Source organism: Micromonospora sp. CA-248212, from assembly GCF_050948405.1.
Classification (GTDB): Bacteria; Actinomycetota; Actinomycetes; order Mycobacteriales; family Micromonosporaceae; genus Micromonospora.
Genome location: NZ_CP192023.1, coordinates 1,588,479 through 1,599,285, shown reverse-complemented (window position 1 = coordinate 1,599,285; position 10,807 = coordinate 1,588,479). Strand labels below are relative to the sequence as shown.

Below are 10,807 nucleotides of genomic sequence, written 5' to 3'. Positions count from 1 at the left end.
TGGGACTGCGAGTCGCGCGGCCTTACGTCCACCATCGGGCTGGTGACGTCGTGGTAGCACGAGTCAACGGTGTAACCATCCGCACTGGCGGTTGCGAATCAATTCGCACTCACGGAATGTCCTACACCAAGATTTATCGAATCTGGCAGGACATGGTGCGCCGATGCACCTATCCGAACCACGCGAGGTTTGCCGACTATGGCGGCCGTGGAATCACCGTTTGCGAACGGTGGATGACGTTCGAGAGCTTCTTTGCCGATATGGGTGAGCGCCCGCGGGGTCGCAGCCTGGACCGTCAAGACAACGATGCTGGCTACTCGCCAGAGAACTGCCGGTGGGCAACCCCGCAGGAGCAGCGCCAGAACCGCCGACCTATGGCCGTTCGGCAGACGTGCGCAGCGGGCCATCCGCACAGTCCTGAGAACACGCGCATCGACCGGCAGGGCAAGCGGCGGTGCCGCACCTGCGAGCGACTTTGGGCGGCGATGGCCCGCGCGAGAAAGAAGGCGTTGGTATGAGTTTTCACCTTGACAAGATGCTGGCCTTCGACATGGAGAGCACCGGTGTCGACGTCGAGTCCGACCGGATCGTCACGTCCGCCGTCGTGCGGATCGAGCCGGCCTGTGAGCCGCTGGTCCGCTCCACCGTCATCGACCCGGGCGTGGAGGTGCCTGACGCTGCGGCGGAGGTGCACGGGTGGACGACGGAGCGGGTGCGGGCGGCGGGTAAGCCGCCGGCCGTCGAACTGGACTGGATCGCCGACGAACTGGCCGCCGCGCTCGCCGACGGCGTTCCGCTGATCATTGCGAACGCCCCCTACGACTTGACACTGCTCGACCGGGAGTTGCGCCGCCACAACCTGCCAACCCTCACCGACCGGCTCAACGGTCAGCCGATCGGCCCGGTCATCGACCCGATGTGCATCGACAAGGCGTTGGACCGGTACCGGCCCGGCAAGCGGAAGCTCACCGACCTGTGCGCCACTTACGGGGCTCGGATCACCGACGCGCACGACTGCACGGCGGATGCGCTGGCGGCGGCACGGGTGGCGTTCCGGTTGGGCCAGCGGGCGCAGCAGGCGCTGGCTGACCCGTACGCGGTCGCTGGCCTATACGCCGACCGGCGGTACCCGGACCGCATCGTCCGCGGCTTCCAGGAGTTCGGGAAGCTGACGCTCGCTGAGGTGCACGCGGCGCAGGTGGGCTGGTATGCGGAGCAGGCGGAAGGGCTCGCCCAGTACTGGCGGCGTCAGGCGAACGAGCTGGACTTTCAGGCCCGCCATGCTGCCGACGAGGCCGAGCGGTCGACCGCCCTGGCGGACGCTGAGGAACTGCGGCAGCGTGCCGACGGCGTAACCACCGATTGGCCGATCCGCCCGTTTGGTGGTGCCCGATGACGGTCATCAACCCGGTTGCGGTGGAGGACGCCATCCGGGAGGTGTCGGGCCGGATCGCCAATGGGGTGATGGTGTGCGACACCCGCTACCGGGCGTTCCTCGCCGCCGACCGGGCGTACGACGCCGCATTCGCCCGCGCCTACATGGCCTACACCGGCGCCGCCCATGAGCGTCGGTATGCCGCCGAGTTGGAGACGGCCGCCGAGCGTGAGGCGCGGGACGTCGCGGACGCCGCCTACCGGTACGCAGACCGTCAGGCGAAGGCGCTGGAAAACGAGCTGCGGGCGTTGCAGTCGGTGGGCGCGTCGATGCGGGCCATGTATGCGACGGCCGGGGTTGGGGAGCGGTGATGGAGCGTCGGACGCCGATCGCGCGCATGTCGCAGAAGCGCCGCCAGGAGTTGGCCGAGCAGGGCAACACCAACCCGTTCTCCACGCTGTCGGCTGGGGCGCCGCTCAACCGTGCCGCGGGTGGCCGGATGGCGTCGCTGGACCGGAAGCCGGCGAAGCCGTCACGTAAGCGTCCCGCCGTGCCCCCGGCTGTCCGTGACTCCCTGATCGAGCGTGCTGCCGGGTGGTGCGAGATCCAACGTCTCGGCTGTTTCGGGCAGGGCACCGACCCGAGCCATCGCGTCAGCCAGAAGTCGGGTGGCCGGCACGGTGAGGCGAAGACCCGGCATGACCGGCTGTCGAACCTGATGTGGGCGTGCCGCCGCTGCCACGACTTCGTGACGAACAACCCGGAGGCGTCGAAGGCCCCGAGCGTGGGGTGGGCGCTTGAGGAGTGGCAGCGCCCTGCCGAGTGCCCTGCCTTGTACCGCGGCCGTCTGGTGCTGCTCGCCGACGACGGCTCGATGACTTTCTGCTCCCCCAACCACGACCACGCCACGACGGAGGTATCGGCATGAACTACACCGACAGCGAGCGTCAGCAGTTGGACGCGGTGCGCGACTTCAACAACACCTGCCTGCCCGGCTACTGGGTCAGCTTCAAGGTCGACGGGCGCGTGCGGTACGGCCAGACCATCGGCGAGGCGATCGTCGTGGGCCGGGGCGATGACATGCGGGCGATCGTCGGCGTGACCGGATACGACCGCCACGTGCACCTGTCCGAGGTCACCGTCATCCCCGAGCAGCCCGACGGCATCGAGGACGACAGCCGCGACCTGCCCGAGCCGTCCGCCGCCGCCGAGCGTGTCCGCGACTACATCACCGAGTTCGGCGACGGGATTCTCAACGTAATCGACGGGCACCCGCTCTACGCCCGTGACCTTGAGGCCCTGGCCCGTTTCGCTTGGGCGCGGGTGCCGGCGTGACCGCCCACCTCGTGCGCGACGACACGTTCACCGCCCTCACCGTCACCGACCCGTCTGGGGCCACACTCAACGTGGAGCGAACTGACGACGGTCGCCTGTCCGGGTGGATTGCCCCGCCCGGTAGCAACGATGGCCCTTCGGTGCAGCTCGACGAGGCGGACGCGATCAGCCTGTCCGCTTTCGTCGCTCCCGCCGCGCGGCCCGCTCCCGCCGAGCACGTGACGTGCGTTCAGGCTGGCCGTGTCCGCGGTGACAACGAGTCGCTGCGCCGGGCCAACCAGGCGTTCATCGGCGAGAACGCCCGCCTGCGGAACAACCTTGCCTACCTGGCTGGTGAGGCAGTCGACGAGGCCGAGCGGTGGGCGGCGATGCGGCCGGCGGAGGCCAACCAGGCGTTGGAGGCGCTGATCGACGCGGTCAGGCGCACCGCCGGTGTCGTGCCGGAGGGTGAGCGCGCGCGGCAGGTGAACGCCTGATGGTCGCCGAGATGATGCCGGAGCCCCCGGACCGCGCCCTTGTCGGCCTGTTCCACCCCGCTGGCCGTGACCTGCCGATCGTCTTGGAGCGCGACGACACCGAGGACGCCGAGCGCGGCGGCGAGGTCGACCACTGGTTCACGCGCGACAACGCCTACACGTGGGTGCAGGTGTTAGAGCTTGCTACCGACAAGGGGTGGCGGGTGGTGCGCCTGTACCGGGCCGACGACCCGGCCGTGACCGACGCGTTCAACGCCGGGGTGAAGGCCGCCGCCGACGCGATCGAGTCGCACGCGGAGTCGATTGGCTGGTATGAGGGTGACGGCGTGTGGGCCGAGGCGATCGAGGAAGCCCGCAAGGCGGTGAAGAACTGATGGCCGCCGAACTTGCCCACAGCCCCGCCGCGAACGCCCTCGGCGAGCACATGAGCGACATCTCGCAGGAGGTGTACGCCGCCGGGTGGATGCGCGGCACCGAATGGGTCCTGTGGCAGGCGCTGACCGACTGGCGTGCGACCGGCCGCGCCTACTGGTCGCCAGGCTCCGAGTTCCCAGGCGACATCACCGAACACATGCCCGAGTTGGACCGGTTGCAGAAGGCGGCCGGCGGCTGGGTGTGGTGGTTGGACGGCATGCAGTTCGTGCCGGAAGACCGCTGGCTGCGGTTGGTTGCCGTCCGCGAGGCGTCCCCGTGGGGTTGGCAAACCGAGAACCGTGAGCTTGACGCGGCGGTGACGGCATGATCGCCGACCGCCGGGAGTTCACCACCCGCACCGTCGAATACCTCGTCCCGTCCGGCACGAACGTGTCCGAGTTCGACAAGGCGTGGACGGCGGCGCTGGCCGAGTACAAGCGTGTTCACGGACTTGACGCCGCCGCCGAGCCGCCGTCGGACTGGATGAGCCTGCACGCGGGTGACGACGTGATCGTGTTGCGGTTGGAGTTCAAGACGGCGGCGGGCCTGTGACCGTCTACGTCGACAACGCCCGCATCCCTGCGACCGTCCGCCGCATCAAGGGCCGCTGGTCGCATCTCACCGCCGACACGGTGGAGGAACTGAACGAGTTCGCCGCCCGTCTTGGGCTGCGACCGTCGTGGTTCCAGACGTGCAAGCGGAAGTGCTCGCCCGAGGGTCAGCCCTGTCCCCACTGGCACTTTGACGTAGTGGACGCCAAGCGGGATGAGGCGATCCGGCTGGGCGCGAAGGCCATCGACGTTCGCGAGATGGGTGCCATCACCAGTGCCCGGCGGCAGGCGCTGCGAGCGGGTGAGGGCCAATGACGCGCGGGAAGCCGGAAGAAGACCTGCAACGGGACATCCTCAAGCTGTGCAAGCTGTTCGGCCTGCACACCGCGCACTTCCGGCCCGGCCTCACCCAAACCGGCAAGTGGCGTACCGCTGTCGCCGGCGATGGCAAGGGCTGGCCGGACCTGACCATCGTCGGGCCGGGCGGGGTGCTGTTCCGGGAGTTGAAGTCGGCAACCGGATCCCGAACCGCCGACCAGCGGAACTGGGCCGAATGGCTCACCGAAGCCGGCGCGGACGTGGCGGTGTGGAAGCCGCGCGACTGGCAGTCCGGCCGCATCGAGCAGGAGTTGCGGGCGTTGCGGCGCGGGCGGGTGGTGGCCGGCTATGACCTCTGACCTGACGGTCGCGGACATCATCGCCGCCCGCCCCGTCCTGCCGTACGTGTCCCCTGAGGGCGAAACCGTCGCCGTGTCCCGGGGTCGCATCTACCTGACCTCCCGAGAGATCACCGGGGCGTCGGCCCTGGAACTGTCCGCTGCCCTGGCCCGCGCCGCCACCGATGTTGGCGAGCTGCGGGCGGGCGGCACCCCCAACCACACCCGAACGGAGGCCACCCATGGCTGCTGAGATCATGCTCGCCTACCAGGAGCGGTTCGTGCTCGACGATGACGAGTACACCGGCCCCGCCGGCACCGCCTTCGCCTGCAACATCTGCGACACGCCCGTGGACGACCGGCCGTGCCCCGACCACGCCCCCACCGCCGTTCCCGGCCTGCGACTGGTCGACTGCGACGCCGAGCCCCGCCACCTGCTGTGGGTGCACGACCGCGACGACTACGGGGTGCCCTGCTTCCAGTGTGCGTGGGTGAAGCAGGCTGAGGCCGAGCGTCTGGAAATGCAGTGCCGTCACTGGGGGTGGCGGGCGTGGCGCATCACCAGTTGGTTGGAGCGCCGCGCCTACAGCCTCGGTGTCACCGGCGGTGGCGGCAACACGTACGGCGACGGCCACAACGGCTGCGTCACCGGTGTCCGGTTCCGTGGTTCCCGGTCGTACATCCTCGGGGTGTCCCGCGACGTGTGGCGCTGCTGGTTCCGGGGGCACCGCCGGGGTGAGCCGGTCGGGTTCGGGTTCTGCGGCAAGTGCGTGCCGTGGCCGTGCTGCCAGTCGATCCGTGAGGAGCACGCCGACGGCTGTGTGGAGGGCAATCCGCCGGTGACGTTCGACCCGTCGGTGCCACCGGGTGGGTTCGTGTGTGCGGTGCCGATGGCGGACATGCCGGGTGGGATCTGCGGGATGCCGGTGGAGTCGGAGCCGTGCTCGGAGCACAGCCCGCAGCGGGTGATCTCGTGACCCGCCACTCTTCCCGCTTCGTCAGCACCCGCGTGGACTCCGAGCCCGCCGACGACTGGCGTAAGCGCTCTGCCTGCCGTGACACCGACCCGGAGTTGCATTTCCCGATCGGCACATCCGGTCCGGCCCTGTTGCAGATCGAGCAGGCCAAGGTCGTATGCCGTCCGTGCTCCGTGAAAGACGAGTGCCTGCAATTTGCGCTCGACGGCGGTATTGACCACGGCGTCTGGGGCGGGATGTCCGAAGACGAACGCCGCGCCGTCAAGCGCCGCGGCGGCCTCCGTGTTTTGCGGACCGCCCAATGACCGCCAGCACCATGGCCCGCCCCACCATCGGGGCGGGCCCCGCACCCGAGGAACAGCGCTGCATGACCAGCAACCGCACCTTTGAACGGCTCCTCATCGGTGTACGCAACGGCACCGTTCGCCTCGACCCACGCGACTACCGGTACCGGGCCGCGAACGGCACCGACATGGACGAAGCCACCTATGAGGCCGCCTCCCCGGAGAAGGGCTGGGTGACTCTCGCCCCGGGCGTGGCGCCGCAGATCACCGACGCCGGACGGGCGTGGCTCGCCAACCGGTACGAACAGCACGGCCCGTCCCCCACCCGACCCGTGTTCCTCGCCCCCGACCCGGAGGCCGCCGCCCGACGGCTGCCACAGGGCGCGTACCGCGGTGAGCGCATCCACACCGCCCGGCTCACCGAAGACAACGTGCGGGAGATCAGGCGGCGGCTGGCGGCCGGCGAGGGAAGCGGCAGCGTCGCCCGGGAGTACGGGGTCGCTAAGGCGACGGTGTTGCGGGTCAAGACGGGCGAGACGTGGCGGCACGTCTCGTGAAGACGATCCCCGACCTGCACCCCGACGACACGGCCGCCCGGTACGTGCTCGCCCACCACCTGCGGACCATCCGCGAAGCCCGCAGCCTGTCCCAAGCCGACGCGGGTGAACGGTTCGGCTGCAACGAGTACGCGTTCTCCCACATGGAGCTGCGCCGGTCGTGGCTCATCCCCACCGTGCAGGCGTGGGCGCGGGTCCTCGACAGCCGCCTCAACCTGACCGTTCGGGGTTTGGTCGTGCCCGACGACGGCGACCCGATCGCCGCCCTGTACGAGGCGTCGCAGCCCGAGAGTGAAACCGCCGAAGACCGCCTTGACCTGCGGATCTTTGTCAACAACCTGGCTCGTATTCGCCGGGCGCAGGGTTTGACGCTCGCCCAGGTCGGCACGCGGATGGGTTGCTCCGAGTCGGCGGTGTCGCGCCGCGAATCCGAGCCGGACCGGCTGCTGGTGTCGACCCTGCAACGCCACACCCGCGCCTTGGGCGGGGTGCTCGACCTGACTGTTGTTCCCGCCTGGCAAGGAGCCGCCGCATGAACATCACCGACCAGCTCGCCCTGCAACGCCTCGGCCGCCGCTGGGGCATCCGCGTGTGGACCGACCAACCCGACCAGCCGCGCACCGTTCCGAACCGGGCCGAGCGGCGCCGCAACAGAGGGGCTGCCGTATGAAACTCACTGCCGAGCGTGACGCCCTCGTTGAGGCTGTCGCCACCGCCGCGAAAGCCGCCCAGCAGCGTCCGTCTGTGCCGATCCTCGCCGGGGTGAAGCTGGTCGCCGCCGACGACGGTGTCACTGTGTCCGGCTACGACCACGAGGTGTCCCACCAAGGGTGGGCGCGGGGCACCGTCACCGACCCGGGCACGGTGGTGGTCGCAGCCCGTCTCCTAGCGGAGATCACGAAGTCGCTACCGAACAAGCCGGTCAACCTCGCGTCCGTCGGCACCCACCTGGAACTGGTGTGCGGCAGCGCCCGGTTCACGCTGCCGACAATGCCGGTGGAGGACTACCCCACCCTGCCCGGACTGCCCGCCACCATCGCCACCGTGGACGCGGGGCTGCTCGCCCAGGCCGTCGCGCAGGTCGGTGTGGCCGCCGGCCGGGACGACACGCTGCCCATGATGACCGGCGTTCGCCTCGAATTCCGGGGCACCACCCTGTCCCTGCTGTCCACGGACCGGTACCGGCTCGCCCACCGCGACATCACCATCGACCCCGCCGACCCGAACCTCACCGCCGACGTGCTCATTCCGGCGAAGACCCTCGCCGAAACCGCGAAGACGTGGGGCGGCGGAACCGTGGATGTGAGCTACGACCCCAACGGCTACGGCCTTGTCGGGTTCGCGTCCGGGCACCGCAAAACCACCACCCGGCTGCTCGACGGGGCCAACTACCCGCCCGTCCGCACCCTGTTCCCGGCCGAGTTCCCGTCGGCCGCGGTCGTGCCCGTCGCCTCCCTCATCGAGGTCGTGAAGCGGGTCGCCCTGGTCGCCGAACGCACCACACCCGTTCTGCTCACGTTCGCCGACGGGTCCGACACGCTGACCGTGGAGGCCGGTGGGGTGGAGGAAGCCCGCGCGTCCGAAGCCCTCGGCATCAGCTCGTACGCCGGTCAGGACACGCTCACGGTGGGCTTCAACCCGCAGTACCTCATCGACGGGCTGCACAGCCTCGGCACGCAACACGCCCACATCGGCTTCGTTGACGCGTTCAAGCCCGCCGTGATTTCCGGCGCCGACGACGACGGGCAGCCGGTCGACGGGCACCGCTACCTCATCATGCCGATCCGGGTGAACCGATGACCGCCGTCGCCGTCACCCTCATACCGTCCCGTCGCACCACCGTTCTGCCGTGCGCCGCCGACCCGGAACTCTGGTACGACGGCAGCCGCGAAGCCGACGCCAAGGCAGGCTGCAAAGGCTGCCCGGCCCGCGGCAACTGCCTCACCCTCGCCCTCGAAACGGACGAGCCGTGGGGGTTGTGGGGCGGCTACACCGAGACGGAGCGGCGGCGCATCGCCGCCGGGCGAACCCCGCGCGCCTGCCGATCCTGCGGCTTCGACTGCGTACCCGACCAGCCGCACCACGCCCGCTGTGACCGGTGCACCACCGCACCCGACGGCCGGAACATCAACGACGACCGGGACGCCATCGCCCGCATGGCCGCCGACGGTCTCACCGACCGGCAGATAGGCGAACGCCTCAACTGGCCGATCGGGAAGGTCAAAACGTGTCGGGAGCGGCACAACATCGCCAGCGCCTGGACCAACGGCGGTGGCCTGAACCGGCCCGACAGCGAAGTGAAGCCGTGCGGAACGTACGCCGCCTACCGCCGGCACAAGCGGCGCAACGAACCCGTGGATGAGGCGTGCCGAGTCGCGCACAACAACCGGTCCGCCGAGATGCGGCAAGCCCGAGCGACCGCCACGACAGGTGCCGTCACATGACCGGAATCGGGCCCGCCCCACTCTGCCAGCCGTGCAGCGCCCAACATGCCAGGTGGCTCGACTACCGGCTCCCCCGAACGTTGGGCATCGCCTGCGGCTCGGGCACCCCCTACGACATGAGCGCTGCTGGTGTACGTGATCGGCAGCGCAGCCGTTTCGAGGAATGGCGGGTGACGATCAAGTTCAACCAGGACTTGATCGCCCGCACCTGCCGGGAGCAGCAGCACACCGAGCCCACACCCCGGGTTGCCCCGGCTGTCGTCGTCGTGCAACTTCCCCTGTTCGACGTGCCCGAGCCGGTGCGGGCGGCGGCGTGATGGACACCAGGCCTGGACCCCTACTCACGACCGCACTCGAAGCCGCCGTGCCCCTGCACATCCTCGACCTCGCCCAACTCCCCACCCGCGTACGCGACAGCATCCGACATCGCTGGGCCGCAGAGGGCGTAGACGAGGTCGCCCACCGGGGCGACGTGTTGTGCAGTACGGCGGCGGAAAGAAGGGTGAAGCGGCGAAGGTGTTCAACGCCCTCGCGCGCGCCCTCGCCGCCGCCGCGTTCCAGCCAGGGGGCATCACGTTCGCCGGCATGCACTGGTGCACCGACCACCAGCAGTGCGCAGACGCCGACGCGGACGCCGCAGCCAACCCGCTCGACGTCAACGCCACCCCGGGCGAACCCACCGGCCCCACCTACCAGGGGCGGCCCATCACCGACACGCACCTACCGGAGGTGGCCTGATGCACGACCACGAACTAGCCCACGGGTGGCGGCTGTCCGACATTGCCCGCCTCGCCCGGCAGTCCGCCGGCACCAACCGCACCATGGCCGCCGACCACCGCGACCTGCACGACGCCGCATGGTCGGCCATCGCCGAACACATCTATACCGCCGAACACTGGCCGTCCGAACACGACCTGCTGGCCGCCGGGCGGGCCGCCATCTGGGCGATCGTGCGCGCCCACCGCACCGTCTACGGCTACCGGGACCGCGAATGGGATGCGGGTGTGGCGTCGGCGCCCCGCTTCTGCGCCTACTGGCTGGGGCAGCGGCAAGTAACACCCAGCCCCGAGGGCCTGATCGTGGAACAGCACACCCTGCCCCGGCTGCTGGCCGCCCTCGGTGAGCCGTACCGGCAGGCCATCGTCGCGTTGGCCGCGCACGCCGGCAACGAACATGTGCGTGTGGTCACCGAGCATGACTGCGGGCATTGCGGGCGACGTTGGTCGGGGCACACGGACCGGGACGCCGCGGCCTGTTCGCTCGGTGTGAACCTGTCGGCGTTCAACCGGCGGTTGCAGGTTGCCCGGCGTGAATGCCTGCGGTGGTGGTTGGAACACGAGACGCCCCGCCGAGCTTTAGCGCAGCGCCCGGACCGGCGCAACAACCGGCGCGAGGTGCAGCCGTGTGGGACTCCGGCGGCGGCGCGTCGGCATCGAAGCCGCAGTGAGCGGCCGTGCGAGTTGTGTGGGCCGGTGGAGCGTGAGCGGGATCGGCAGCGTAAGACAGCGCGACGTCAGCCGGTGACCCCATGACCGCGAAGGTGATCGACCTGAACTCCCGACGCCGGACTTCCGCTGTCCGACCGGCCCCGCCCACCAAGCCGTGCGCCGCCGGGGTCAAAGCGTGTGGGGCTGAGCCTGCCCGCCTGTATGCGTGCGGGTGGCGGTGCGACGAGTGCGCGCCGGGGACAGCACGAAAGCCCGACACCGCGAAGGGGTCGGGTGAAGTGGCATGAGTG

The 10,807-nt window shown here is 69.9% G+C and carries 22 protein-coding genes; all 22 read left to right on the top strand.

Annotated features, from left to right (window positions below):
* Positions 1–116: 116 nt before the first annotated feature.
* Positions 117–518, top strand: a complete 402-nt coding sequence (locus ACQP03_RS07960) for a hypothetical protein (protein ID WP_433460733.1) — start codon at positions 117–119, stop codon at positions 516–518.
* Complete coding sequence (locus tag ACQP03_RS07955) at positions 515–1,396, top strand: exonuclease domain-containing protein (protein ID WP_433460732.1); 882 nt, start codon at positions 515–517, stop codon at positions 1,394–1,396. Before ACQP03_RS07960 ends, ACQP03_RS07955 begins: the two co-directional genes overlap by 4 nt.
* On the top strand, positions 1,393–1,746 hold the full coding sequence (locus tag ACQP03_RS07950) for a hypothetical protein (protein ID WP_433460731.1): 354 nt from the start codon (positions 1,393–1,395) through the stop codon (positions 1,744–1,746). Before ACQP03_RS07955 ends, ACQP03_RS07950 begins: the two co-directional genes overlap by 4 nt.
* Entirely contained in the window at positions 1,746–2,303 is a 558-nt protein-coding gene (locus tag ACQP03_RS07945; RefSeq protein WP_433460730.1) for an HNH endonuclease, read from the top strand. Before ACQP03_RS07950 ends, ACQP03_RS07945 begins: the two co-directional genes overlap by 1 nt.
* Entirely contained in the window at positions 2,300–2,710 is a 411-nt protein-coding gene (locus ACQP03_RS07940; protein ID WP_433460729.1) for a hypothetical protein, read from the top strand. The genes ACQP03_RS07945 and ACQP03_RS07940 overlap by 4 nt, the downstream gene beginning before the upstream one ends.
* Positions 2,707–3,186 carry a hypothetical protein gene (locus ACQP03_RS07935; RefSeq protein WP_433460728.1) on the top strand — a complete coding sequence of 160 codons (480 nt, stop codon included), beginning with the start codon at positions 2,707–2,709 and terminating at the stop codon, positions 3,184–3,186. The genes ACQP03_RS07940 and ACQP03_RS07935 overlap by 4 nt, the downstream gene beginning before the upstream one ends.
* Positions 3,186–3,560: a hypothetical protein gene (locus ACQP03_RS07930; RefSeq protein WP_433460727.1), complete on the top strand. Its 375-nt coding sequence runs from the start codon at positions 3,186–3,188 to the stop codon at positions 3,558–3,560. The genes ACQP03_RS07935 and ACQP03_RS07930 overlap by 1 nt, the downstream gene beginning before the upstream one ends.
* Entirely contained in the window at positions 3,560–3,928 is a 369-nt protein-coding gene (locus tag ACQP03_RS07925; RefSeq protein WP_433460726.1) for a hypothetical protein, read from the top strand. Before ACQP03_RS07930 ends, ACQP03_RS07925 begins: the two co-directional genes overlap by 1 nt.
* Entirely contained in the window at positions 3,925–4,152 is a 228-nt protein-coding gene (locus ACQP03_RS07920; RefSeq protein ID WP_357130516.1) for a hypothetical protein, read from the top strand. Before ACQP03_RS07925 ends, ACQP03_RS07920 begins: the two co-directional genes overlap by 4 nt.
* Entirely contained in the window at positions 4,149–4,466 is a 318-nt protein-coding gene (locus tag ACQP03_RS07915) for a DUF4031 domain-containing protein (protein ID WP_357130520.1), read from the top strand. The genes ACQP03_RS07920 and ACQP03_RS07915 overlap by 4 nt, the downstream gene beginning before the upstream one ends.
* Positions 4,463–4,828, top strand: a complete 366-nt coding sequence (locus tag ACQP03_RS07910) for a hypothetical protein (RefSeq protein WP_357130523.1) — start codon at positions 4,463–4,465, stop codon at positions 4,826–4,828. Before ACQP03_RS07915 ends, ACQP03_RS07910 begins: the two co-directional genes overlap by 4 nt.
* Complete coding sequence (locus ACQP03_RS07905) at positions 4,818–5,060, top strand: hypothetical protein (protein ID WP_357130526.1); 243 nt, start codon at positions 4,818–4,820, stop codon at positions 5,058–5,060. Before ACQP03_RS07910 ends, ACQP03_RS07905 begins: the two co-directional genes overlap by 11 nt.
* A complete protein-coding gene (locus ACQP03_RS07900; protein ID WP_357130529.1) occupies positions 5,050–5,784 on the top strand; it encodes a hypothetical protein in 735 nt (244 codons plus the stop codon). Before ACQP03_RS07905 ends, ACQP03_RS07900 begins: the two co-directional genes overlap by 11 nt.
* Positions 5,781–6,089, top strand: coding sequence for a WhiB family transcriptional regulator (locus ACQP03_RS07895; protein WP_433460725.1), 309 nt, complete (start codon positions 5,781–5,783; stop codon positions 6,087–6,089). Before ACQP03_RS07900 ends, ACQP03_RS07895 begins: the two co-directional genes overlap by 4 nt.
* Positions 6,086–6,625: a helix-turn-helix domain-containing protein gene (locus tag ACQP03_RS07890; protein WP_357130532.1), complete on the top strand. Its 540-nt coding sequence runs from the start codon at positions 6,086–6,088 to the stop codon at positions 6,623–6,625. The genes ACQP03_RS07895 and ACQP03_RS07890 overlap by 4 nt, the downstream gene beginning before the upstream one ends.
* Positions 6,607–7,161 carry a helix-turn-helix domain-containing protein gene (locus ACQP03_RS07885; protein WP_357130535.1) on the top strand — a complete coding sequence of 185 codons (555 nt, stop codon included), beginning with the start codon at positions 6,607–6,609 and terminating at the stop codon, positions 7,159–7,161. Before ACQP03_RS07890 ends, ACQP03_RS07885 begins: the two co-directional genes overlap by 19 nt.
* Positions 7,158–7,295 (top strand): hypothetical protein, encoded by a 138-nt coding sequence (locus ACQP03_RS07880; protein ID WP_357130538.1) that lies wholly within the window; start codon positions 7,158–7,160, stop codon positions 7,293–7,295. Before ACQP03_RS07885 ends, ACQP03_RS07880 begins: the two co-directional genes overlap by 4 nt.
* Complete coding sequence (gene dnaN, locus ACQP03_RS07875) at positions 7,292–8,425, top strand: DNA polymerase III subunit beta (protein WP_433460724.1); 1,134 nt, start codon at positions 7,292–7,294, stop codon at positions 8,423–8,425. The genes ACQP03_RS07880 and dnaN overlap by 4 nt, the downstream gene beginning before the upstream one ends.
* A complete protein-coding gene (locus tag ACQP03_RS07870) occupies positions 8,422–9,069 on the top strand; it encodes a WhiB family transcriptional regulator (RefSeq protein WP_433460723.1) in 648 nt (215 codons plus the stop codon). Before dnaN ends, ACQP03_RS07870 begins: the two co-directional genes overlap by 4 nt.
* Positions 9,066–9,386: a hypothetical protein gene (locus ACQP03_RS07865; RefSeq protein WP_433460722.1), complete on the top strand. Its 321-nt coding sequence runs from the start codon at positions 9,066–9,068 to the stop codon at positions 9,384–9,386. The genes ACQP03_RS07870 and ACQP03_RS07865 overlap by 4 nt, the downstream gene beginning before the upstream one ends.
* Before the next feature lie 199 nt (positions 9,387–9,585).
* A complete protein-coding gene (locus ACQP03_RS07860; RefSeq protein WP_433460721.1) occupies positions 9,586–9,807 on the top strand; it encodes a hypothetical protein in 222 nt (73 codons plus the stop codon).
* A complete protein-coding gene (locus ACQP03_RS07855) occupies positions 9,807–10,601 on the top strand; it encodes a hypothetical protein (protein ID WP_433460720.1) in 795 nt (264 codons plus the stop codon). The genes ACQP03_RS07860 and ACQP03_RS07855 overlap by 1 nt, the downstream gene beginning before the upstream one ends.
* The last annotated feature ends 206 nt before the right edge of the window (positions 10,602–10,807 follow it).